General features: G+C 60.9%; 18 protein-coding genes. 9 read left to right on the forward strand and 9 right to left on the reverse strand.

What is annotated here, in order from left to right; genetic code table 11:
* Positions 1-92 precede the first annotated feature (92 nt).
* Together ACI5GA_RS06720 and ACI5GA_RS06725 are read left to right on the forward strand one after the other, a co-directional pair.
* Positions 93-1,349, forward strand: a complete 1,257-nt coding sequence (locus ACI5GA_RS06720) for an exonuclease SbcCD subunit D C-terminal domain-containing protein (protein WP_421422294.1) — start codon at positions 93-95, stop codon at positions 1,347-1,349.
* A complete protein-coding gene (locus ACI5GA_RS06725; RefSeq protein ID WP_421422295.1) occupies positions 1,346-4,987 on the forward strand; it encodes an AAA family ATPase in 3,642 nt (1,213 codons plus the stop codon). The genes ACI5GA_RS06720 and ACI5GA_RS06725 overlap by 4 nt, the downstream gene beginning before the upstream one ends.
* 179 nt (positions 4,988-5,166) lie before the next feature.
* On the opposite strand, the gene ACI5GA_RS06730 is transcribed toward ACI5GA_RS06725, so the two are convergent.
* The 9 genes from ACI5GA_RS06730 to ACI5GA_RS06770 form a co-directional block, all read right to left on the reverse strand.
* Positions 5,167-5,397: a hypothetical protein gene (locus ACI5GA_RS06730; protein WP_404631287.1), complete on the reverse strand. Its 231-nt coding sequence runs from the start codon at positions 5,395-5,397 to the stop codon at positions 5,167-5,169.
* The gene (locus ACI5GA_RS06735) at positions 5,394-5,585 is read right to left on the reverse strand and encodes a hypothetical protein (RefSeq protein WP_421422296.1); all 192 of its coding nucleotides are present in this window, start codon (positions 5,583-5,585) and stop codon (positions 5,394-5,396) included. Before ACI5GA_RS06735 ends, ACI5GA_RS06730 begins: the two co-directional genes overlap by 4 nt.
* 429 nt (positions 5,586-6,014) lie before the next feature.
* On the reverse strand, positions 6,015-6,197 hold the full coding sequence (locus ACI5GA_RS06740) for a hypothetical protein (protein ID WP_404631291.1): 183 nt from the start codon (positions 6,195-6,197) through the stop codon (positions 6,015-6,017).
* A 187-nt stretch (positions 6,198-6,384) separates the two neighbouring features.
* The gene (locus ACI5GA_RS06745; RefSeq protein WP_421422297.1) at positions 6,385-7,551 is read right to left on the reverse strand and encodes a lactonase family protein; all 1,167 of its coding nucleotides are present in this window, start codon (positions 7,549-7,551) and stop codon (positions 6,385-6,387) included.
* Positions 7,552-7,805: 254 nt separating this feature from the next.
* On the reverse strand, positions 7,806-8,096 hold the full coding sequence (locus ACI5GA_RS06750; protein WP_404631295.1) for a DUF5629 family protein: 291 nt from the start codon (positions 8,094-8,096) through the stop codon (positions 7,806-7,808).
* 89 nt (positions 8,097-8,185) lie between these two features.
* Positions 8,186-9,511 carry an MFS transporter gene (locus ACI5GA_RS06755; RefSeq protein WP_404631297.1) on the reverse strand — a complete coding sequence of 442 codons (1,326 nt, stop codon included), beginning with the start codon at positions 9,509-9,511 and terminating at the stop codon, positions 8,186-8,188.
* A 166-nt stretch (positions 9,512-9,677) separates the two neighbouring features.
* Positions 9,678-11,258, reverse strand: a complete 1,581-nt coding sequence (locus ACI5GA_RS06760; protein WP_421422298.1) for an aldehyde dehydrogenase (NADP(+)) — start codon at positions 11,256-11,258, stop codon at positions 9,678-9,680.
* 248 nt (positions 11,259-11,506) lie between these two features.
* Complete coding sequence (gene araD1 / locus ACI5GA_RS06765) at positions 11,507-12,499, reverse strand: AraD1 family protein (protein WP_421422299.1); 993 nt, start codon at positions 12,497-12,499, stop codon at positions 11,507-11,509.
* 54 nt (positions 12,500-12,553) lie between these two features.
* Positions 12,554-13,867: an MFS transporter gene (locus tag ACI5GA_RS06770; protein WP_421422300.1), complete on the reverse strand. Its 1,314-nt coding sequence runs from the start codon at positions 13,865-13,867 to the stop codon at positions 12,554-12,556.
* A gap of 221 nt (positions 13,868-14,088) precedes the next feature.
* Between ACI5GA_RS06770 and ACI5GA_RS06775 the strand changes: the two genes are divergently transcribed.
* The 7 genes from ACI5GA_RS06775 to ACI5GA_RS06805 all read left to right on the forward strand — a co-directional run bounded on the left by ACI5GA_RS06775 (position 14,089) and on the right by ACI5GA_RS06805 (position 24,945).
* A complete protein-coding gene (locus ACI5GA_RS06775; protein WP_404631305.1) occupies positions 14,089-15,837 on the forward strand; it encodes an IlvD/Edd family dehydratase in 1,749 nt (582 codons plus the stop codon).
* Positions 15,838-15,963: 126 nt separating this feature from the next.
* Positions 15,964-16,680, forward strand: a complete 717-nt coding sequence (locus ACI5GA_RS06780) for a FadR/GntR family transcriptional regulator (RefSeq protein WP_421422301.1) — start codon at positions 15,964-15,966, stop codon at positions 16,678-16,680.
* Between the two features lie 241 nt (positions 16,681-16,921).
* Entirely contained in the window at positions 16,922-18,160 is a 1,239-nt protein-coding gene (locus ACI5GA_RS06785; protein ID WP_421422302.1) for an alkaline phosphatase family protein, read from the forward strand.
* A gap of 467 nt (positions 18,161-18,627) precedes the next feature.
* Positions 18,628-19,875, forward strand: coding sequence for an HlyD family secretion protein (locus tag ACI5GA_RS06790; protein ID WP_404631311.1), 1,248 nt, complete (start codon positions 18,628-18,630; stop codon positions 19,873-19,875).
* Complete coding sequence (locus ACI5GA_RS06795; protein WP_421422303.1) at positions 19,872-21,134, forward strand: hypothetical protein; 1,263 nt, start codon at positions 19,872-19,874, stop codon at positions 21,132-21,134. The genes ACI5GA_RS06790 and ACI5GA_RS06795 overlap by 4 nt, the downstream gene beginning before the upstream one ends.
* Before the next feature lie 2 nt (positions 21,135-21,136).
* Positions 21,137-23,296 carry a glycosyltransferase family 2 protein gene (locus ACI5GA_RS06800; protein WP_404631315.1) on the forward strand — a complete coding sequence of 720 codons (2,160 nt, stop codon included), beginning with the start codon at positions 21,137-21,139 and terminating at the stop codon, positions 23,294-23,296.
* Between the two features lie 203 nt (positions 23,297-23,499).
* Positions 23,500-24,945 carry an efflux transporter outer membrane subunit gene (locus tag ACI5GA_RS06805; RefSeq protein WP_421422304.1) on the forward strand — a complete coding sequence of 482 codons (1,446 nt, stop codon included), beginning with the start codon at positions 23,500-23,502 and terminating at the stop codon, positions 24,943-24,945.
* Positions 24,946-25,080 lie beyond the last annotated feature (135 nt).

A 25,080-nucleotide genomic window follows, 5' to 3' on the forward strand; every position in this document is an offset into this window, starting at 1 on the left:
TGTCTGTGACATCAATACGACCTGACACGGCCCTGTCGCGGGCAAGCGCGCTCCTACAACATCGCGACGACCGCTTTATACAAGGTAATTCAATGCGTCTGTTCCACACCTCCGACTGGCACTTGGGCCAGAACCTCCATGGCCAGGAGCGTGACTTCGAACACGAAAGTTTTCTGAAATGGCTGCTGGCCCGCCTGCTCGAACGCAGCCCCGATGTGCTGCTGATCGCAGGCGACATCTTCGATACCGTCAACCCACCGGTCAAAGCTCAGGAGCGGCTGTACGACTTCATCGTCAGCGCCCACGAACAGAACCCGCAACTGACCATCGTGATGATCGCGGGCAACCACGATTCCGGCTCGCGCATCGAACTGCCCGCCCCGCTGATGCGCCGCTTGCGCACCCACGCGCTGGGCCGTGTGCTGTGGCTGGACGACGGCGTGCTCGACGTTGACCGGTTGCTGCTGCCGTTGACCAACCTCAAGGGCAAAGTGCTGGGCTGGTGCCTGGCGCTGCCGTTTCTGCGCCCTGCGGAAGTCACCGGTCCGACGCTGGGTGACAACTACCTGCGAGGCATCGCGCAGGTGCATGAAAAGCTCATCGCCGCTGCCCTGGAAAAACGCAAGAAAGGCCAGCCCCTGATCGCCATCAGCCATGCCCACATGGCAGGAGGCTCGGTCTCGGAGGATTCCGAACGCAGCCTGATCATCGGCAACGCCGAAGCCCTGCCCGCCAGCCTATTCGACAAAAGCGTCACCTACGTCGCTCTTGGCCATCTGCACAAGCCGCAGAAGGTCAACGGCGAAAACCGGATTCGCTACAGCGGTTCGCCGATTCCCTTGTCGTTTTCGGAAATCGGCTACCAGCACCAGATCCTCGAAATCGAGACCGAGGGCGACAAGCTGGCCAGCGTCACGCCGATGCGGATCCCGCGTGCAGTCAACCTGCAACGCATCGGCCCGGCGCCACTGGCTGATCTGTTGCTGCAACTCAAGGCGTTGCCGGACATCGACCTGCTCGCCGACGTTGATCGTCAGCCGTGGCTTGAGGTCCGGGTGAAACTGGACGAGCCACAACCTGACCTGCGCAACCAGATCGAATCCGCACTGGAGAACAAGGCCGTACGGCTGGTGCGCATCGGCGCCGAGTACGCCGGTAAAGGCGCGCGCAACGATGAGGATGAGCGCGACCTGATCGAGCTGGATCAGCTCAGCCCGCAAGAACTGTTCAGTCGCGCCTGGCTCGACAGCTACGGCAGCGAAGTGGACGAACAGACCCTGCAGGACTTCGCTACCCTGCTGCATGAGGTGCAACTGGCAGACGGACAACCGGAGGGCGAACAGCCATGAAAATCCTCGCCATTCGCCTGAAAAATCTGGCCTCGCTGGCAGGGCCGTTCGTACTGGATTTCACCGCCGAACCACTGGCCAGTGCGGGCCTGTTCGCCATCACCGGCCCTACGGGCGCGGGCAAGAGCACCTTGCTCGACGCCTTGTGTCTTGCGCTGTTCGGCGCGATCCCGCGATTGAACAATGTCGGCCAGTCCCGGGTGCCGGAAATCGACGGCGACATCAGCACTGCGGACCCGCGTAATCTGCTGCGTCGCGGCACGGGGAGCGGTTATGCCGAAGTGGATTTCGTCGGCATCGACAAACGTCGCTATCGCGCGCGCTGGGAAACCAACCGCGCCCGCGACAACGCCACGAAAAAGCTGCAACTGAGTCGCCAGACCCTCACCGATCTGGACAGCGACCAAATCCTCAGCAGCCAGAACAAAACCGAATACAAAACCCTGCTCGAAGCCCGATTGGGCCTGAACTTCGAGCAGTTCACCCGTGCGGTGATGCTGGCACAGAGCGAATTCAGCGCCTTTCTCAAGGCCGATGACCGCGAGCGCAGCGAACTGCTGGAAAAGCTTACCGACACCGCGATCTACAGCCAGTTGGGCCGTCGCGCCTACAGCAAAAGCAAGGAAGCCGAAGAGGCGCTGAAAATGCTCAATGCGCAGGCGGGCAACCTGACACCGCTGGACGCTGAACAGCGCGCGGAACTGGAGCAGCGTTTCGCCGGTGCGCAACAGCAACTGAAGCTGGCGCAAGCGCAACTGCGTCAATTGGAGTTGAAACAGCAATGGCTGAGCGAATTGAATCGCCTGCGTGACAGCCATCAGGCCGCCAACGAGCAGCTCGTCGGCGCGCAGCAGACCTGGGATCAACAAAGCGCCGAACGGCGGCAGTTGGCCCACCTGGAACGGCTCGCGCCGCAGCGTCACCTGTTCGGTCAGCGGCAGAAACTCGACAATCAGCGCTCACCGCTGGCTGTGCAGATTCAAACGCACATTCAGGAACAATCCAGCACGCAGGCAAATCTTTCGGAATTGGAAACCAGAGTCGCTGCCGATCAAGACGCATTGCAACAGGCTCAGGAGCAGCAACAGGCCGCCAGACCGACGCTGAGCGAGGCGTTTGAGCAGCAGGTTCAGCTCAATCACCTGAACAACGAGCTGCAACAGCTCAATGAGCAGGCCCGTGTCGCCGGGCAAGCGAGTCAGGACGGTCAACTCGCGCTCGATCAACTGACCGAAAAACAGCACCAAGTCGAAGCACGCCTGCAAGCCATCGCCGAGCAACTGCAAAAGAGCAGAGAGCTTGATGAGCTGAGTAAATCCTGGAGCGCATACGCCCCTCGCCTGCAACAAATCGTGCGGGTCAGTTCCCGCCTGAACAAAGGCCGCGAAGAACTGCCTGCCCTGGAACAGGCCTCGACCCGTGCCGAACAGGCCTTGAGTGAACGCCGCACGGCCTTGCAGGCGCTGTATGACGATGCCGAAGTCAAGGCCGACGCGGTGAGCCAGGAAATCGAACGGCTCGGGCAACTGTTGCAAGACAGCCGCCAGCAGCACAGCGCCAGTGACGCGCTGGAACGCCTGTGGCAACGGCATCAGGACATCGCCATCCGGTTGCAAGACGTGCAGACGCAGCAGCAACAGGCCACCGAGCGCCGCGCCCAAGGCATCGCCAAAGGGCTTCAACTCAAAAGCGAACATGAAGCTGCCGAACAGGCGCTCAAGGTAACGCTCGAGCTGTTGCAACGTCAGCGACTGGCCCGCAGCGCCAGCGTCGAGCAATTGCGCGAGCAACTGGTGGATCAGCAGCCCTGCCCGGTTTGCGGCAGTGAGGAGCATCCGTATCACCAGTCCGATGCGTTGCTGCAAGCGTTGTCGGGTCACGACGACAGCGAAGAAACCGCAGCGCGCCAGAGGGTCAGCCAGCTCAGCGAACAACTCGCCGAATTGCGGGCCGAGGTGAGTGAACTGAACAATCGGCTCAAACAATCCAAACCGCAGCTCGATCAACTCGCAGAGCAGTTGCAGAAGCTGACCCCGGACCTGCAAGCCCATGCGCTGTACCCTCGCCTGCTCGAACAACCCGAGCACCAACGCAGCGACTGGCTGAGCGAGCGTCTGCATCAACTGGCGCAAGACGTGCTCACCGCCGAACAACGCCAGGCCCGACTGTTGAAAGTGCAGCGTGACGCCGAAGCCCTGCAACAGCAGGTCCAGGACGCCCGTGAAGCCAGTCAGCAAGCGATGAAACTGCTGGATGATCAGCAGCGCAGCATTTCGCTGGATAACCAGACCTTCGAAACGGCGCTTCAAGAGTTTGAACCCTTGTTGCCGAGCGAGAGCCTGGCGGCATGGCGCGAGTCGGCCACCGAAAGTTTCATTCAACTGGACAACGACATTGCCCAGCGCATTCGGCAGCTCGACCAACAGAAGGACGAGCAACAGGAACATGCGGAGCGAGCGCAGACAATCGAGCGCGAGCAGTTCGCGCAGCAAGGCCGTCAGCAGCACACCCAAGACCTGCAACAACGGGTCGACAGCCGCCAACAGCAACAGCACGCGGTGCAGCAGCGCCTGCGAGAAATCCTGGGCGAACACGCCAGCGCCGAGCAGTGGCAGCAGCATCTGGAACAGGCGGTCGAACAGGCGCGTCAGGCTCAGACCGCCACTGCCGAGGCCTTGCAGCAGGCTCGTAGCGGCTTGATCAAATTGACGGCTGAACTGGAAGGCGAACAACAGCGTCTGCGCTCGCTGGAACAGGAAATCGCCGATCTTGACGGTCAGATCACAGCGTGGCGCGCTCAGCACAGCGAGCTGGATGACGCCGCGCTCGACGCTCTGTTGAACCTGAGCGATGACGACGTCACGCAGTTGCGCCAGCGTCTGCAACAGAGCGAAAAGGCACTGGAGCAAGCGAAGACACTGGTGCAGGAACGCGAAGCGCAGGTGCAACAGCATCAGGCCCAACACAGCGACTTCAGCGATGCCGAGCAACTGCTGACGGCGCTGGACGAGGCTCAGTCGCTCACAGCAACCCATGACCAATCCTGCGCCGACCTGCGCGCCCACATCAGCGAGGATGATCGTCGCCGCAACGCCAGCAGCGAGTTGCAGGAACGCATCGCCGCCGCTTCATCCGAATATCAGCGTTGGGGCCGCATCAGTGCACTGGTGGGGTCGGCCAACGGCGACACCTTCCGCAAGATCGCCCAAACCTACAACCTCGATTTGCTGGTGCATCACGCCAACGCCCAGCTCAAGCAACTGGTGCGCCGCTACCGCCTCAAGCGCGGCGGCAGCTTGCTGGGCCTGCTGGTCATGGACACCGAAATGGGCGACGAACTGCGCTCGGTCCATTCGCTGTCCGGTGGTGAAACCTTCCTGGTGTCGCTGGCATTGGCGTTGGGTCTGGCATCCATGGCGTCGAGCACCTTGCGCATCGAATCGCTGTTCATCGACGAAGGCTTCGGCAGCCTCGATCCCGAGTCGCTACAACTGGCGATGGATGCACTGGACGGCTTGCAGGCCCAGGGCCGTAAGGTCGGAGTCATTTCCCACGTTCAGGAAATGCATGAACGGATTCCGGTGCAGATTCAGGTGCGTCGTCAGGGCAATGGGTTGAGTACGCTGGAGGTGACTTGATTCTGCCCGTAGGGCGTAGGAGCGGCGCTTGCCCGCGATCTGCCGGGAATCGGCAGCAAAATCAGCTACACCGCAGCGTCAGGCAAATTGAGCCGCCGGGTTTTACGACTGCTGCGCAGCCGATCGCGGACAAGTCGCGCTCCTACGGCCTTCGGCCAGAAGCGGTCCTGGGTGAACAACTAAACCACCGACCACTGGAACATCGGCGAGAACAGTTCGCCATGCTTCGGTGGCGGGTTGCCCGCGGTCAGCCGCTGTGCGCGCAACATTTCTATGTCCTGCGCTACTTCGGTTTTGAACTCCATGCTCCGCGCCACCCCACCCACCGATCCCTCGCCATGCCCCAATAACGAGCAGCCATTGTTGATCAGGGCAAAGAACACAATCACCCAGAAATTGATGCCTTTCACGACGTCCGTCCTTTCGCCTGATCCGCTGCACGCTCCAGCGCAACGACCGACGAAGGCTCGGACACCGATGAAGGCTCGCTCAGGTGTGGATTCAGACTGACGACAGTCACCACTGCGATGAAAACGACATACAACGCGATGGCGGTATAAGCGCCTTGTTTAAGTGAATGAAGAATGGCAGTGGCCATGGTAAGTGCTCCGGGATGTTTCTTTAATGGCGGCCAGAATGCCCGGAGTGACTGTTAATTAAAAACGATGTGGAGCGATTCAAAACATTAGGCGCGTTGATTATTTAGCACTTCAATTAGCCCGATAGATTGATGCCCATAGGGAACGCCGCGCATAAAAAAATCCCCGTCGCTTATTCAGCAGACGGGGATCAAAGGGAGGGAATTCAACGCTTTCGCGAGCAAGCTCGCCGACATTTGATGCATGGCCTGACACGCAGTGGTCAGTGGGTCGCATCAACCTGTAGAAGGCGAATTTGCTCGCGAAAGCGTTCTTTCACCATCGAGCAAGATGAAACATGCAGCGATTGAAACTTCCGTTCTCTTAAATCCATTCCCCAGTGCCGTGTACGTCGTGGCTGGGGAATGGATTCATCGGTTCAGAGTGATTCATTGCGAAGTCTTATGATCCAGAGCCGCGTAGAAGTTGGCACTTTGTTGCAGGTATTTCGGGGTGTAGCTCTGGGTCGATGCAACTTTCTTTTCTGCAACTTCAACGCTGGCACTGGCAGGCAATGCAACCGAAGCGGAGATGGCAGACGCGGCGATGATGGAGAAGAGATTGAAGTTCATGATGCGTACCTCGGTGTCGTGTTTCGTTTCAAGTCTTGACCGTCGTGGCCGTGGAATGAAAGTTACGCCCGAGACGCTTTCAGAAAAAATCTTTTCTGGCACTAGCCCATATCACGCCAATTAATACATGGCTGCAGCCCTTGATTTTCGGGGGCTGCAGCCTGCGTCAATGTGTCACTGGCAGTGTTCAATGGCTTAGAAAACGGAAATCCGAAGGGGAATCGACGTCGATTTTCTGCACGGTATCGCCCAGAAGACCGGTTTTAGGGTCGAAACGCACGGTGACGATCTGGTTGCTTTTCTGGTTGGCGATCAGCACGAAATGGCCGCTGGGGTCGAAAGCGAATTCCCGTGGTTCCTTGCCCTCCACAGAACGCCGCTGAATTTCCTTCAATTGGCCATTGCCGGCGTTGATGCTGAACGCCAACAGTTCGTTGACCTCTCCACGGTTGGCGACGTAGAGGAATTTGCCGTCTGGCGAGGTGTGCAGGCCACCGGCTGCGCGGTATTGCTGGCCCTCCTGTTTTGCCAGATCCACCAGTTGCGTGCGTTTGAACACGCCGTCCTTGTAATCGAACACGGCCACTTGCGCGCTCATTTCCAGGGTCAGCCAGGCGTGCTTGCCGTCTTTGCTGAACAGCAAATGGCGCGGGCCGCTGCCCGGTGGCAGGTCGACCGAAGGCACTTTCGCAGGTTTGAGGGGCTGGGTCTGTTTGGCGTCGTAGCTGAAGACAAACATCTTGTCGGCGCCCAGGTCCATGGCGATCAGGTATTTGCCGTCAGGCGTTGGGACCGCTGAGTGAACATGAGACGACGCCTGACGCTCCGGGTTGACCTTGCTGGCTTCATGAGTCGCGGTTTGCACGACGGGCGAGAGTCTGCCGTCTTTGCCTACAGGCACTACCGCCAGCGAACCGCCCGGATCGGGATGAACGGCGTAGTTGGCGACGAACAGGAAACGACCGTCAGCGCTCAGGTTGGAATGCGTCGGCTCCTCGCCTTTGCTCTCGATCTGGTTGATGAAGGAGACCGCGTGGGTTTTCGGGTCGATGGCGAAACTGCTGACCTTGCCCACCACGTCGGTCTGGCCGGGGCCGTTTTCATTGACGGCGAACAGATGGCGCTGGTCTTTGGAGAGGGTCAGCCAGGAGGGGTTTTCGCTTTTGATCACCTGACGCGGCGTGGCGTCGAGCTGGCCGGTCTGGGTATTGAAGCCATAGCGATAGATGCCTTCGCTTTTGCCAGCGGTGTAGGCGCCGACCAGCACGTCGTAATCGGTCATGGTATTGGCCTGAACGGAAAGAGCGGTAAGGCTGCTGGCGAGCACCAGCCAGGGCAGGAATTTGGGAGTCATGGGAGTGATCTCGTTGTTGGAGTTGTTGGCGCGTGGTTCACGCGGGAATCAGGGGTATGACAGCGGTTGGCGCAAGGTAGTTGCCATTCAGGCACAGCGGAACTGTAGGAGCGTGCCTTGTCCCGCGGACGGCTGCGAAGCAGTCGCAAAATCATCGAACTCGATGTGCCTGAAACACCGCGTGCGTAGCTTTTACGACGACTGCGTCGCCGATCGTGGGCAAGCCACGCTCCTACAGGAATGGTGGCGGATGCTTATTCGTCTTCCTCGTCATCCCCCGCCGAGAACGCTTCGAGTACCACGATGCGGTGGTCGGCGTTGCCATCGTTGATGACCCAGCTTTGCAAGGTGCTATCGAATTCGGCGGCGTCTACCTGCGCCAGCGAGAAGCGCCAGACTTTGCGCTCGCGACCGTCCATGCTCTCGACCTGGAACATCTCGTCCAGCGTGAATTCGAAGGCGTGCAGACCGTCGATTTCCAGCATGCCGTGGGAGGTCAAGGCTGTTTGCAGGGCGGCGCGGAGGGTTTGGGAGGCGGTGGTCATGGCAGAAGTTCGCATCGGTTGAAAGCGCGAATGATAGGCCAAAAGACGCCGCCGTGTACGACCGGCGCCCGATGACCTTGACCGGTTGATCAGCCCTGCACAGCCTCCTTGGCGTAATACCGAGCCGGAATCCCCCAGACGATCAAGGCAATCGCCAGCACGCTCACGGCAAACAGGGCGAACAAAGCAGGCGTTGCCGTGCCGGTCAGGTCCTTGATCCGCCCCACCATGAACGGCGCGATGATGCCGCCGAGCTGGCCCAGCGAGTTGATCAGGGCGATGCCCGCTGCGGCGGCGATGCCCGTGAGGAAGCGTGGCGGGATGGTCCAGAAGATCGGCATCCAGGCGATGATGCCGGTCATGATCAGGGTCATACCGATCATCAACGGCAGCAGTTGCGCTGGCGCCAGCGCGCAGACCAGATAGCCGATCGCCGTGAGAGTCGCGCAGCCCGCCATGTGCCAGCGGCGCTCGCCATGACGGTCAGAACTGGCGCCAATCAGCAGGTTGCCGATCACCGCGCCCACGTAGGGGATGACCGTGAGCAGGCCGATGTTCATGGTGTCCACCACACCCGCGCTCTTGATCAGTTGCGGCATCCAGAACAACAGGCCGGTCAGGGCCATGACCAGGCACAGGTAGATCGCCGACATGACGTAGGTGGTCGGGTGTTTCCAGATGTCTTTGACCTTCTGCGACGCAGCAGGCTGCGGCTCGCTGGCCATGCGCGACAGCACGACCTGTTTTTCCTGAGCGCTGAGCCAGGGTGCGTCTTCAATACGGTCTTTGACCAGCCAGAACACCACGCCGCCGAGCAGCACAGACGGAATGCCTTCCAGCAGAAACAACCAGCGCCACCCGGCCATGCCCATCACGCCATCGAAGTGACCGAGTATCAGCCCGGCAATTGGACCTCCCACAATCCCACACAGGCAAATGGAGCTTTTGAAGTAGGAATTGACCCGTGCCCGGCGCGTACTGGGGTACCACTGGGTGAAGAAATACAGCACGCCGGGAACGAAGCCCGCTTCCATCACACCGATCAGAAAACGCAGGGTGTAGAACCAGAATTCAGTCTGCACGAACATCATGCACGCCGATGCGATGCCCCAGGAGACCATGATCCGGGCGATCCAGATTCGCGCGCCGATCTTGTGCAGCAGCACGTTGCTGGGGACTTCGAAGAGGAAATAGCCGACGAAAAACAGGCTCGCGCCCAGACCGTAAACGGTTTCGCTGAAACCCAGATCACTGGCCATTTGCAGCTTGGCGAAACTGATGTTGACCCGGTCCAGGTAGGCGAACAGGAAGCAGCAGATGAACAGCGGCACGATGCGCCAACTGACTTTGCGGTAGATGCGGTCTTCCAGGGCGTCGGAGTCGAGCTGTTCCAGCGGGATGGCGTTGGCGGTCATGGGGCGCACCTCGGTTATTGTTATGGCGGGTGTCGGTGTTTCAAGCGCTTGATGATCGTTTGATGATCGTTCCCACGCTCCGCGTGGGAACGCATTGCGTCACCGGGACACGGAGCATCCTGAGCGGCATTCCCACGCGGAGCGTGGGAACGATCATGTAGCGGCGCTAGATGGCGGCGGTGGTATTCACCCCATCCACCAACCGCTGAATCCCCAGCGGGTTGGCGTTTTTCAGGGCGTCGGGCAAGGCGTTGTCAGGGTAGTTCTGGAAGCACACCGGGCGCAAATAGCGGTCGATGGCAAGCGTGCCGACCGACGTACCCCGAGCATCGGAGGTCGCCGGGTACGGGCCGCCATGAACCATCGAGTCCACCACTTCCACGCCCGTCGGGTAGCCATTGATGAGGATGCGCCCTACCTTCTGCTCCAATAGCCCAGTCAGTTCACTGAAGCGCTGCAAGTCATCGCCGTCCACCAACAAGGTCGCGGTGAGCTGGCCATGCAGACCGAGCAAGGCCTCAGTGAGCTGGGCCTGATCGGCCACTTCGACGACGATAGACGTCGGGCCGAAGACTTCCTCTTGCAACAATTCATCCCCTTCGAGCAACAGGCTGACATCCGCCTTGAACAACTGTGGATGGGCCTGATCGCCCTGCTGTTCGCTGCCTGCCAGATGCTCGATACCTGAGTGGGCATGCAGCGCTTTCAGACCCCGGCTGTAGCTGCCCAGCGTGCCTGCATTGAGCATGGTTTGCGGCGGCTGATCGTTGATCTGATCGGCAAGGCGTTTTTGGAAGTCGCTGAACGCAGGCGAGCGCAAGCCGATCACCAGGCCGGGGTTGGTGCAAAACTGCCCGCAGCCCTGCACGATGGAAGCGGCCAGTTCCGTGGCGATGTGTTCGCTGCGCAGGCCCAACGCCTGGGGCAGAACGATCACCGGATTGATGCTCGACATTTCCGCGAACACCGGGATCGGTTGCGGACGCGCGGCGGCCATGTCGCACAGCGCGCGGCCCCCCTTGAGCGAACCGGTGAAGCCAACCGCCTGAATCGCCGGGTGCTTGACCAGCCATTCGCCAACCCCACTGCCGTAAATCATGTTGAACACGCCTTTGGGCATGCCGGTCTTTTCGGCGGCGCGCAGCAAGGCGCCCGCAACGATTTCCGCTGTTGCCATGTGGCCGCTGTGGGCCTTGAACACGACTGGACATCCAGCGGCCAGCGCTGATGCGGTGTCGCCGCCTGCCGTGGAAAATGCCAGTGGAAAGTTACTGGCGCCGAACACCGCGACCGGACCGAGGCCGATGCGGTATTGACGCAAATCAGGGCGTGGGGCGGGCTTGCGGTCCGGCAGCGGCAAGTCGATGCGCGCACCGTAGAAATCGCCCCGACGCAGCACCTTGGCGAACAGGCGCATTTGCCCGGTCACCCGCCCCCGTTCACCTTGAATGCGCGCGGTGGGCAGCGCGGTTTCACGGCACACGGTGGCGATGAAATCGTCGTCCAGCGCGTCGATTTCGTCGGCGATGGCGTCGAGGAAGTGCGCACGCTTTTCTGCGCTCAGCGAGCGATAGGCCGGATAGGCAGCAGCGGCGGCTTTGGCGGCGGCGTCCACCTCCTCCACCGTCGCTTGATAGAAGTCGTAGGGCAGGTTTTCGCCGGTGCTGGCGTCGACGCTGTAGACGATGATGGTGCCCGCAGCGCTGCGGGTGCCGTTGATGAAGTTGTGGCCAAGAATCTTAGACATAGGTCAGGTCCTGCGATGCAAGGTTGTCAGGCAAACGGCGGTCTGTGGGAGATTCCGTGTTGATTGGCCAACCGCTTTCGCCACCAAGGCGGCTCCCACAAGGATTACGCCGAATCCAAATCTCCAGTTCGACGCTGAACTTTGTGGGAGCCGGCTTGCTGGCGAAGGCGGTGTGTCAGGCACCGTCAACGCGACGGGCCGGCCGCATTCGCCAGCAAGTCGGCTCCCACAGGTCCCGCGCATACGTGTTAAAGCTGGGTAATCCCACCCGGCTCAAACACCGCTTCGGTCGCCGCAATGCCATTCACCAGCGGGGCACCGAACTCGCTCTGGCTGATTTCGAAATGATCCCCCGGCTGGGTCTTGATGCCATCCGCGAAGGACAGCGTCGCGGTGCCGAAGAAATGCACGTGCACGTCCCCCGGACGCAGGAACTGGCGGTATTTGAAGTGGTGGTATTCGAGGTTTTCCAGACTGTGGCACATGTTGGCCTCGCCGCTGAGGAACTCCTTCTCCCACAGCACTTGGCCGTCGCGCAGGATGCGACTGGTGCCCGCCAGATGTTGCGGCAGATCGCCCACGCGCAGCTCAGGGCCGAACGAACAGGCGCGCAGTTTCGAATGGGCGAGGTAGAGGTAGTTTTTGCGCTCCATGACGTGGTCGGAAAATTCGTTGCCGATGGCGAAGCCCAGTCGATACGGTTTGCCGTCGTTGCCGATCACGTAGAGGCCGCTCAGTTCGGGTTCTTCACCAGCGTCTTCTGAGAACGGCGGTTGCGGGAAGGCCTCCCCCGGGCGCACGACAATGCTGCCGTCGCCCTTGTAGAACCACTCCGGCTGCACCCCCGCTTGCCCCGCTGTCGGTTTGCCGCCTTCGATGCCCCATTTGAAGATGCGCATGGTGTCGGTCATGGCTGCTTCGTCAGTGCCGTGCTGGTGCATCTTGTCGCGTGCGGAAGCACTGCCCAGATGGGTCAAACCGGTGCCGCTGACCAGCAGGTGCGCCGGGTCCGGGTGGTCAAGCGGCGGCAGGATGCGTAGGTCAGCGCGCAGTTGCGAGTAATCGTGGCTGTCGCCAAGGCCCAGGCTGTCGACCTGTTCGGCCAGGGAAATCTTTTTGTCGATGGCCGTCAGCGCCAGCTCGCGGGTGCTGGTCGCGCCCTGAATTTCCCGCACCAGCGCACCGTCGACCAGACCGACACGACGCTGGCCGTTACCCAATTCGAATTGAACCAAATGCATGTGAAGACTCCTCTTTATGAGCTATGCCACGCTCCTACAACGCGCGGACCACGGTTACCGCGAACGGGCGCTGGACGAAAATTCGCTTTCCGGCAATACGTGCTTGCGCTCCAACACGCGGTACACCACGCCGGTCAAAATCAACCCAAACACCATCACGCCCGCGAGGAAGTACAGACCGGTAGCCAGATTGCCGGTGATTTCCTTCAGCCAGCCGATGACGAACGGCCCAATGTAGCCGCCCAGGTTGCCCACCGAGTTGATCAGCGCGATGCCCGCAGCAGCACTGGCCCCGGCGAAGAAGCGGCCCGGCAGCGTCCAGAAAATCGCGGTGCAGGAAAACAGCGAGAATGCCACCAGGCACAGCGCCGCCAGTTGCAACACCGGGGCATTCAGGAAGGCGCTGAAGAACAGGCCCAACGCGCCGATCACATAAAGGAAAGCCAGGTGGCCGTAACGGTCATTCAGGCGGTCGGAACTGCGCGGCACGATCAACAGGCCGACGATGCCGAAGATATAAGGCACGGCGGAAACGAAGCCGGTCACCAGATCGCTGCCGCCAAACTGTTTGATCAAGGTCGGCAACCACAGGCCCAGGCCGTAAATGCTCAGGGTCACCGGAAGATAGAACAGCGCCAGCAGCAAAACCCGCGAGTCTTTCAAGGCATGCAGCGGGTTGCCATGGCGGGTCTGACCGTACTCTGCCAAGTCGCGTTGCAGCTCACCGGCCAGCCAGTCCTTCTCGACGGGGTCCATCCATTTCACGTCTTTCGGGCCATCGGGCAGCCAGCGCAATACTGGCCAGGTCAGCAGGATCGCAGGCGCGCCGATGCACAGGAACAGCCACTGCCAGCCGTGCAGGCCGCCGATGCCTTCCATGCCCAACAGGCCACCGGAAATGGGACCTGTGATCATCATGGCGATGGGTTGCGAGAGGATGAACAGACCCAGGATCTTGCCGCGATGGCGCACCGGGAACCATTGGGTGATGTAGTAAAGGACGCCGGGAAAGAACCCCGCTTCGGCCGCGCCGAGCAGAAAGCGCATCACATAGAAACTGGTCGGGCCTTGAATGAAGGCCATGCCCATGGTGATCGCGCCCCACGTGATCATGATCCGCGCGAACCAGCGCCGCGCGCCGAAGCGTTCGAGCATCAGGTTGCTGGGGATTTCCAGCAGAAAGTAGCCAATGAAGAACAGCCCCGCGCCCAGACCGTAGGCCGCGTCGCCAATGCCGACGTCTGCGCCCATGTGCAGTTTGGCGAAGCCCACGGCGGAGCGGTCCACGTACGCGATCAGGTACAGCAGGATCAGAAACGGGATGAGTTTCAAGGTGATGCGGCGAATAAGCCTGAGTTCCTGGCTCATGCAAGCGGTCTCCACGTTGTTTTTGTTATGGAAGGCTCGGGGATCGCCTCTGACTTCGTGTGTGCCGGTGAATAGCAATGCGCGGCTGGCAGGGTCGTCCCTCGATGGTAGACGACTATATAGTATTACTATTTAACGTTTCAACACTTCACACCAAGCGTTTTTAGGCCTATTTTAGTCAGCACGATAAAAATTAAGTCTTACAATAAGAGTGCTGATTTATGTCTGATTCCCAGTCCAACAAAAAACCTGTCCTGCGTTCAGCCCAATGGTTCGGGACCGCTGACAAGAACGGCTTCATGTACCGCAGCTGGATGAAGAACCAGGGCATCGCCGACCATCAATTCCAGGGCAAGCCCATCATCGGCATTTGCAACACCTGGTCCGAGCTGACCCCGTGCAACGCCCATTTCCGCACCATCGCCGAGCACGTCAAACGTGGTGTCATCGAAGCCGGTGGTTTCCCCGTGGAATTCCCTGTTTTCTCCAATGGCGAATCGAACCTGCGTCCGACCGCCATGCTGACGCGTAACTTGGCCAGCATGGACGTGGAAGAAGCGATTCGCGGCAACCCCATCGACGGCGTGGTCCTGCTGACCGGTTGCGACAAAACCACCCCCGCCCTGCTGATGGGCGCGGCAAGCTGTGACGTACCGGCCATCGTCGTGACCGGCGGTCCGATGCTCAACGGCAAGCACAAAGGCAAGGACATCGGCGCCGGGACCATCGTCTGGCAGATGCACGAGTCCTATAAGGCAGGCCAGATCAGCCTCGACGAATTCCTCTCTGCCGAAGCGGGCATGTCGCGCTCGGCGGGCACCTGTAACACCATGGGCACCGCCTCGACCATGGCCTGCATGGCTGAAGCGCTGGGCACTTCGCTGCCGCACAACGCCGCCATTCCCGCCGTGGATTCGCGCCGTTACGTGTTGGCCCACATGTCCGGCATGCGCGCCGTGCAAATGGTCAACGAAGACCTGCGCCTGTCGAAGATCCTCACCAAACAAGCCTTCGAAAACGCCATCCGCGTGAACGCCGCCATCGGTGGTTCGACTAACGCGGTGATCCATTTGAAGGCCATTGCCGGGCGCATCGGCGTCGACCTGGAACTGGACGATTGGACCCGCATCGGGCGCGGCACGCCGACCCTCGTCGACCTGCAACCGTCGGGGCGCTTCCTGATGGAGGAGTTCTATTACTCCGGTGGCTTGCCTGCCGTACTGCGTCGCTTGGGTGAGAACAACCTGATTCCCAACCCCGAAGCCCTGACCGTAAACGGCAAAACCCTGTGGGAAAACGTGCAGAACTCGCCGATCTACGGTGACGACGAAGTCATCCGCGCCATCGACAATCCACTGGTGGCCGACGGTGGTATCTGCGTGCTGCGCGGTAACCTCGCACCGCTGGGCGCGGTGCTGAAGCCGTCCGCTGCAACGCCTGCGCTGATGCAGCATCGCGGGCGTGCGGTGGTGTTCGACAACTTCGATATTTATAAAGAGCGAATCAACGACCCGGATCTGGACGTGGATGCCAACAGCATTCTGGTGATGAAGAACTGCGGGCCGAAGGGATATCCGGGCATGGCCGAAGTGGGCAACATGGGCCTGCCTGCCAAGCTGCTGGCTCAAGGCGTGACAGACATGGTGCGGATTTCGGACGCGCGCATGAGCGGCACGGCGTACGGCACCGTGGTCTTGCATGTCGCGCCGGAAGCCGCAGCGGGCGGTCCATTGGCGGTGGTGCGGGAAGGCGACTGGATCGAACTGGACTGCGCAACTGGCCGACTGCATTTGGACATTCCGCAGGAAGAGCTCGACGCTCGTCTGGCCGACTGGCAAGCGCCGCAGAACACGCTGATCGGTGGCTATCGCCAGTTGTACATCGACCATGTGATGCAGGCCGATCAGGGTTGTGATTTCGACTTCCTGGTAGGCACACGCGGATCGGAAGTGCCGCGGCATTCGCATTGATCACCTGCCCGATAATGATCGTTCCCACGCAGAGCGTGGGAACGATCACCGCTATCACGCAAACGCACCCTCACCGTAACTTGCTATGATGCGCCGCACTCATCGCTCAGGATTGCCTCGCGCCCCATGGATTACCGTAAGCCCTCAGACCGCAAAAGCATGCATTCGCGCATCGTTCAGGACATCGGCATGCAGATCGTCTCAGGCCGCTTCAAGCCTGACGACAAGCTCCCCGCCGAAGCACTGTTGTGTGAGGAATACGCGGTCAGTCGCCCGGTTCTTCGCGAGGCGACGCGGGTGTTGGTGGCCAAGGGGCTGGTGTATTCGCGTCCTCGCGTCGGCACCGTGGTCAAGCCGCGCCGCGAATGGCACATCCTGGACCCTGACGTGCTGCACTGGCTGATGCAAAGCTCGCCGCAAAACGAGTTCTTCGCCCTGCTCACCAGCGTGCGCAGCATCATCGAACCCGCTGCCGCTGCCCTCGCCGCTCAGCACGCCACCCCGGATGAAGTCGCCGCCATTGGCGAGGCCTACGATCGCATGGCCGCTGCGCCGACCGTTGAAGACGTGCTGCAACCCGACCTGGATTTCCACAGCCGCATCGCCGACGCCACCCACAATGACCTGCTCGCGCACCTGTGCAACATGCTGTCGCTGGCACTGCGTGAGGCGTTGAAACACTCCAATCAGCGGCCGAACCTGCACGAACTGGCGCTGCCCCGACACAAGGCGATTCTCACCGCTATCGAAAACCGCGACGCTCTCGGCGCCCATCATGCGACGCTGGTGCAGCTGGACGATGCGCGCAATGCGTTGAATGTGGTGTTGGGGAAAGGTTTGTAGCCGCTCGACACATTACTTGTGGGCGTGAGCTTGCTCACGATGGCATAGGGTCAGTCACTGCCTCCGTGACGGCCAATCCCTAATCGTGAGCAAGCTCACGCCTACAGGGGAGAGTGCTGCCGCCCTCCCACCTCGCCAAATCTCCGCTATAACCAATAGATCCCGATCTTCAATCGACACGGACCCGTCGCCTATCCATGCCTTATTGCTCGCGACCTCAGTGCAAAAAATGAGGCTCAACATGTATCCGATCGCCAGGCTGTGCGGCATAGGCTTGCTTTTGGGGCTGTTGGCCGCGCTGCTGCTCAAAAACATGCTGATGGGCAATGACGTCGATTTTCACCGGCACAAAGCCTTGCTGATCGGCATCGACGGCGTGCAATACGAACAACTCAAACACGCCATCGAGGCGGGCAAAGCTCCGGTGATCGGCCAGTTCCATCCGGCGATGAGTTACACAGGCGGGATCGTCGGCAGTTCGACGCAACAACCCACCCTCAGCGGCCCTGGCTGGGCCACGGTGCTGACCGGCGCCTGGGCCAACCGTCATCGCATCTCCAGCAATGACAGCAGCCTGCGCAACAAAACGGACAGCCTGTTCAAGCTGATCAGCCTGTCCTCGCCGACTCGCCACAGCGCGAGCATCGTCAGCTGGAACCCCATCAACGACAACTTCGTCGACGACATCAGCGCCGGTTTCATCGAACTGGGGGTCAAGTGCGGCGGTGATGATCAGTGCGCCACTGACCGCACCGTTCAGGAACTGCGCACCGGCAATTTCGATTTCATTTTTGTGCACCTCGACCAACCCGACAGCGCCGGGCACGAGAACGGTTTCGGGCCGCATTATCAGGACGCGATCGTCCACTCGGATCAGCAAGTCGCGCAGATACTCGCCGCGCTGGGTCAGCGAGAGAAGGAAAATCCTGAAGAAGACTGGCTGGTGATCCTGACCACCGACCACGGCAGACGCCCACCGGACGGCTTCGACCACGGCGAGCAAAGCCGCAGCGAAAAGACCACCTTCATCGCCCTCAACAAGCCCGCCAACGCCGAACTGGCACAGCCCGTTCCCGACCCCATCGCGCCGGGGCTGGACGGCTTGTACGGCGTCGCCAGTGTGGCCGACATTACGCCCACCATTCTTGCCCACATGGGTATCAACAGCGACATCGATCGTTATGGCATTGATGGTGTGCCCCTGATCGGCCCGCTCGGCGTGCGGCAACTCACGGCCACGCTGAACAGCGCCAACCGCAGCGTCCTGTTGCAATGGCGGGTCAACGAAGGCAGCAAACAGCCATTGCGCATCTACCGCTCGGGTCAGTTGATCGCCAAACTCACCGACTCCTCCCATGAATACCTGGACAGCGACCTGCCGCAGCCCATTGGCCAGTTGAACTACACCGTCGTGCTCAATGACGTTCCTGTTTCGAGGCTGGTCTCTGAACCGGTGACCAAGCGCGGAGAAGCGCAATAACGGACCGGGTGCTTATATTATTTTCTGCTTAACACGAGGCCAATTAACCTTAAAACGCTTGATAGCCAGTCGCTGCAGCCGCCAATCGCTCTGCAAAAACGCTGAAAAATGAACAGGTTAGTTTTCGTTCCCTGAAGTGCCGACCACTCATCGCGTCAAAATCCCGTGTCGATTAACCGACGCCAATCTCTCAGCGCTCGCAGGTCATTGACACTAAAAGGCTTGGCGCCTAGCGTAGACCTGTGATCGTTTTTTCCTGCCTGGATCACTGCTGCTGTATTTCAACAAGACGGGACGTTGCCCAGCCTTCTCAGTCCTGCGCCTCACTCAAGAACGTCGTACATCGCCTTTGAACGGGCGAGGTTTTCGTATGCCCTGGTTTAGCTGTCGTCTAACTGAAGCACTCATGACGCCTGTGCGCGTGGTTGCGAACCGATTTCTACACGCTTGGCCTTGAGGTGCTGGAGATGACCAACCTATCGGTCGAACCGATTGCGATGACGTCGGGCGTGCCCGCCAAACCGCAATTCTTCACGCTGTCGCTGCTTCCCCGTCTCGTGGGTTTCAGCGTGCTGTTTTTCATCGTCTGGCTGCTGTTTTCCACCTTGTTCATGCCGCTGATGTCGTCCACCGCTACGCGGGCGATCCTCAATGCGCCGGTGATTCTGCTGACCACCCCCATCGATGGCGTGGTCAGTTCGCTGACGATCAAGCCCGGCGAAGGCTTCGAGAAAGGCCAGACCATCGCCACCATCGAAAACCCTCGGGCCAATCAGGAAACCTTGCTGACCCTGCAAACCCGGCGCCTGACGCTGGAACAGCAACTCGCCTCGCTCAAAGGCCAGGCAGAACACGACCAACAGTTCTACGACGCGCTGGAGAAAACCAGCCAGCAATACCAGAAGGCCTATCGCACCCGGCAACAGTTCACACAGCGGGCCTTGAGGGCGGAAAGCGCGGCCGCAGATGCTCGGCTACAGGACGCCCAATCAACGGTGGCGCGCAATCTAGAGCTGTTCCGGCAAGGCGCGGTGAGCGAGGCGACAGTCGCCTCCTCCAAGGCTCAACTGGCGTCGTTGCAAGGGGCGGCGGAGTCGGTTCGCTCGCAGTTGCGCATCAACAGCGGCGATGCCTCGGCGGCCAGCGAGCAGGTGTACCTCGACCCCGATCAGTTGCGCCTTTACGACCTGCAGACTCAGATGACCACGCTGCAACTGAGCTTGGCCAATCAGGCCAAGCATCAGGCGACGCAACAGGAAGAACTGGACAACCTCAATCGCCTGATCGAGACCGAGCAGAATCGGGTCAGCCTCATGGCCGCCTACAACGTGATCGCCTACGCCCCCGGCACCGTACAGGAACTGGTCGCCCCCGAAGGCACGCTGGTACGCGCAGGCTCGACGCTGGTGAGGGCCACCCATTGCAATCAAAGCAACGTCATTGCCGTGTTTCCGGAACGCATGGCCAGCAAGATCACGCGCGACACCGTGCTGACCGTGGACGTCGCAGGCTTGAACCAGCCGCTTCGGGCCCACGTGACACAATTACTGTCCAAACCCAGCGACACGCTATCGTCGAATTACAGCGTGCCCTTCCCCTTCGCCGAGCAGAATTCGGTGTACGTCGTCGGTGCGTTTGATGACGACCTGTCGGAAAACGAGCGAGCGCGTACCTGCAATCCCGGCAACTGGGTAACCGTCGAGGTGTCGCGATGAGACGTGCTGCTCTCGCCCGAATCGGGATGCTGTCCGGGCCACTGCTGTCGATGCTTTTCATCACCCCAGCTCACGCCGAACAGAGCCGCCCGCAACTGGAGCAGGTGACCTGCGCCGCCCTCGACCGCGCCGTGCAATCCCTCGCCGACGGCCCGGTTTTGCTGGCCAGTTACCCGGCGTTCGAAGGCCATCCTCCGGCGATCATCGCCTTGCGCGGTGTGGCGTTCACCTACGACAACGCACTGGCCAGCATCGCCCTGTTTGGCTGCGGCAAAGCGCTGTCAGCCAGCCGTATCGCCGACGCACTGGCCTACGCGACGGACAATGACCCCGACTATCACGACGGACGCCTGCGTAACGCATACGCGGCGGGACCGGTCAAACCCCATGGCCCGATTCTGCTGCCCGGCTATTGGAGTCAGGAACGCAATGCCTGGAATCAGGACGCCTATCAAGTGAGCAGCGCCACCGGCAACCAGGCCTGGGCTGCGCTGGCGTTGCTCGAAGCGTTCCGTCAGACCCAAGCCCCGCGCTACCTGCAAGCCGCCGAAAGAGTACTGCTGTGGACGCAACGCAACACCTACGACAGCCAGTCGCCAGCGGGCTTCATCGGCGGCTTTTACGGCTACCCGCCCAACCCCTTGCGCCAGGGCTGGAAATCCACCGAACACAACGTCGACCTCGCCGCTGCGTGGGCGGCGCTGGACCGCATCAACGCCAGTGCCGACAGCGCCGCGCAGGCGCAGATCGCGAGGGATTTCGTTGACAGCCAATGGGTCGCCACCGAAGGCCGCTTTCTGATCGGCACCCTGTCCGATGGCCGCACCGCCGAGCACCAGCGCTCAGGCCTCGATGCGCAGATCTGGCCGTTGATCGCGGTGAGCAACCCGCCCGCCGACTGGGCGCGGGTGTTCACCTTCATCGATCAGGCCCATCGCTTTGGCGCGGGCTATGGCTTCAGTCGCGATCCCGATGGCCTGTGGACCGAAGGCACCGCACAAGCTGCCGCCGTTGCACAGTTGACCGGCGCCACTGACAAGGCCAAACCGCTGTGGCCGGTATTGATGGCCCAGCGATCCGCCGACGGCTGGCTGTTCGCGACCCCGCAAGCGCAAATCAGCACGGGCCTTGCCATCGGTCCGGACTCCACCAGCAACGACTTTTTCTACTACCACCTGCCCCATCTGGGCGCCACGGCATGGGCAGCCATCGCGGCCAGCGGCGTCAACCCATTCACGGGCGCTCAGGAGGCGAACTGATCATGCACGCACTGGATTCGCTGCAACTGTGGCAACTGAATCTGGGCACGCTGGCCATGGTGCTGCTGTTCGCCAGCCTGACCCACCGCGACCAATGGCCCGCCCGTGCGGTGTTCGGAATCATGACCGGCCTACTGCTGATCAATTACGTGGTCTGGCGGGTGCGGGAAACGTTGCCGGACATTCACTCGGGGTTCGCCACACTATGGTCCTACACCTTCCTGTTCTTCGAATTGCTGGCGATTACCTACACGCTGGTGTCCATTGTCGTCATGTTGATGCGCAGCGATCACACGGCCACCGCCGACGCCGGAGAAAATCGGTTGCGCAGCGCAGGTCGGCACGTACCCGCTGTGGACGTGTTCATCTGCACCTACAACGAAGGCCTCGATGTGCTGGAGAAAACCATCATCGCGGCCAAGGCCATGGATTACCCCAACTTCAACGTCTGGGTGCTGGATGACACCCGCCGCGACTGGCTACGCGATTACTGCGCGCTGATGGGCGTGTACTACGCGCGACGCCCGGACAACAGCCACGCCAAGGCGGGCAACCTGAACAACGGCCTGCGCCAGTCCGAAGCCTCGACCAACGCGCCCTACATTCTGGTGCTGGACGCCGACTTCGCGCCGCAGCAGCCCATTCTGATGCGCACCTTGGGGCTGTTCGAAGACCCGAAAGTCGCACTGGTACAGACCCCGCAGTTCTACTACAACCCGGACCCGATCCAGCACAACCTCGGCTCGTCGACCTGTTGGGTGGACGAACAGCGGGTGTTCTTCGACGTTTTCCAACCGGCCAAGGATGGCTGGGATGCTGCTTTCTGCGTGGGCACGTCCTTCGTAGTACGACGCGACCGGATCAACGAAATCGGCGGTTTTCCCACAGGCTCTGTCTGCGAGGACATCTACACCACCTACCGCCTGTTGCAACGCGGCTATGTCACTCGTTGGCTCAATGAGCGGCTGTCGATAGGCCTGTCCGCCGAGGGCCTGACCGAGTACATCAACCAGCGAGGACGCTGGTGCCTGGGCACGATTCAGGTGGCGTTACTGGAAGAGGGTCCGTTGCGCGGGCGCGGCTACACGCTCAACGATCGCCTGCATTACATCCACGGCATGCTGCACTGGTTTTCCAAGCCGTTCATTTTGATGATGCTGATTTCGCCGATGCTCTACTGGTACTTCGGCATCGCAGGGTTCTACGCCAAACCGATGGACTTTCTGGCCTTCGGCATGCCCGCACTGATCGCCTTCTGGGGGTACGGCACCTGGGTGACCGATCGACGAACCCTGCCCATTTTCACCGAGGTCACGCAGATCGTCGCGTCGCTCGCGGTCACGGCAACCATCGTCAGCGCGATGATTCGCCCTTTCGGGCGGCCCTTCAAAGTCACGGCCAAGGGGCTGGACCGCACTAAAGCGATGGTCCACTGGAAGCTGTTCGGGTTCTTTTTCTTTCTCACGCTGTTTGCCCAGATCGGCGCGTTCACGGCGATTGCCACGGCGGATACCTTCGATGGCAACGTGCAGTTCAACCTGTGCTGGACGGTGGTGGCGCTGGTCTACAACGTGGCGACGCTGGTGGCCTGCGTCGACCGGCCACGGCTGCATGGCGAGGAGCGCTTTCCGTTCGTCAAACCGGCAGGGCTGCACCTGGCCGGGCGGATGTTCGCCGGGAAGCTGACCGACATTTCCATCAGCGGCGCTTCATTTGCCTGTGAGCATGCGGCGCGGATCCGGCCGGGGCTACGCGGCACGGTGTGGGTCAACAAGGTGGGGCGCGTACCGGTGGAGGTCAAACGCCAGACCGGGGACGGGCGCTTGGGCCTGCAATTCGTCGATCTGGATGAAAAGCTGCGCCAGCGCTTGGTTGGTCGCCTGTTCAGCGACGCCAACACTAACGTTGCGGGCAGGGCACAGCCGTCCGTGGCGTTCAGCAGCTTGTTGCGGCGCTCGTTGATTGGTGAGAAACGCCCACCTGCGTCACTGCGCGCTCGTCGCGGACGTCAGCAACGCAAACAGCGCAGGCCCATGCCCAGCTTCAAGACTGTAAACATGCGCCTGCCCGACGGGCCCGCACCCAGGATGTCGGCACCAAGGGGCGATCTTTGGTCGCTGCTGCTGGCGCCATTGCGGGCGTTGTTCGGGATGCGGTTGTAGAGATTCTGGGTCACCGTTTTTCGGATCACTGATGATCCCCTGTGGGAGCGAATTCATTCGCGATGGCGTCAGCACACTAAACAACACCTTGGCCTGACACTCCGCATCGCGAATGGATTCGCTCCCACAGGGGCTCAGTGCAATGCCGAACGCTACGCCACACGTTGAGATTGCAGGTATGTCATGCATACGAGAACACGCCGATGAACAGCCCATTGCCCCTCACCTGCCTCACCTTCCTCCTGCTCACCGGCTGCTCGCTGGAACCCACCTACGAACGCCCTGACACCCCCATCGACCAACAATGGCCAAGCAACACCCAAGGCGGTAGCGCCAGCGAATCGAAGCAGGCGTTTCAAGAAGACTGGCACACCTTCATCACCGATCCTCGTCTGCGTCAGGTCATCGATCTGGCCCTTGAAAACAATCGCGGCCTGCGCCAATACGCGGCGTCGGTTGAGGAGTCCCGCGCCGGATCCGACGGTGCTCGCGCCTCGCTCTTCCCCTCCATCGGCGTCAACACCTACGCCGGGCGCAGCAACATCCCGCCACTGGTGCGCACACAAGGCGGGGGCGTCAGCTCGGGGAGTATCGACAACACCTTTCAGGCCACTGCCGGTTTTACCTCGTACGAACTAGACCTGTTCGGGCGCCTGCGTAGCCAGCGCAATGCCGCCGATGCGCGCTTCGAAGCCAGCGAAGCGGACTACCAGACCGCACGCCTGGGCCTGATCGGTGAAGTGGCCAGCACCTGGCTGACACTGAAGGCCAACCAGACCCTGCTCAACCTGGCTCAAAGCACCTTCGAGGCCCAAAAGCACTACGGAGAGTTACTGCGCAGCAGCTATAACGCAGGCTCAACGGCGCGCATCGATGTGCATCAGGGCGATGCCATGACCAACACCGCCGCCGTGCAACTCAACACCTACCGCATGAAAGTCGCGCAGAACCTCAACGCCTTGCGCGTATTGGTGGGCCAGCCGATCCCGGATCATTTACTGCCCGTCGGTGATCTGGGCAAGACCCTGGCCACCGCTGACGTGCCTGCCGGTTTGCCATCGAGCCTGATTCAGCGACGCCCGGACATCATGGCCGCCGAAGCCTCGTTGCGCGCCGCCAATGCCGACATCGGGGCGGCCCGCAGCGCGTATTTTCCAACCTTGTCGTTGACCGGCGCCTTGGGCAGCCTCAGCGGGGACTTTTCAAAACTGCTGACCGGGCCTGCCGAGTTCTGGCAACTGGCGGCGGCAGGCTCGATGACCCTGATCGACGGCGGCCAGCGACGGGCCGTGGTGGACGCCGCCCACGCCCGCTATGACGCACGCACCGCTGCCTATGAAGGCACGATTCAGAATGCCTTTCGAGAGGCCGCCGACGCCCTGAACGCGCGACAGGAAATGCTCGGGCAGGTGGCGGCGCAGCAGCGTCTGGTTGAGGATTATCAAGAAGCCTGGCGCCAGTCGCGCCTGCGTTTCGAGGCCGGGCTGGACAGTTATTTCTCGACCATGGACGCCCAACGCTCACTGTTTGCGGCGCAGCAGGAATGGCTGAATCTGGAACTGGCGCGGGAGGTCAATCAAGTCACACTGTACAAGGCGCTTGGCGGCGGGTGGTTCCCACCGAAAATGAAGGTGGCGGATGCGAAGTGAAGGCTGATCGGCCACCGGAATCAGATCTGTGGGAAATTCTATGTTGGCTGATCAACTGCTTTCGTCGGAACGCCGCCCGCACCAAGCCGGCTCCCACAGCGATCGTATTACCAAGTCCCGGTACTACCGCGCCCA

Source organism: Pseudomonas sp. Pseu.R1 (genome assembly GCF_045764065.1).
GTDB lineage: Bacteria > Pseudomonadota > Gammaproteobacteria > Pseudomonadales > Pseudomonadaceae > Aquipseudomonas.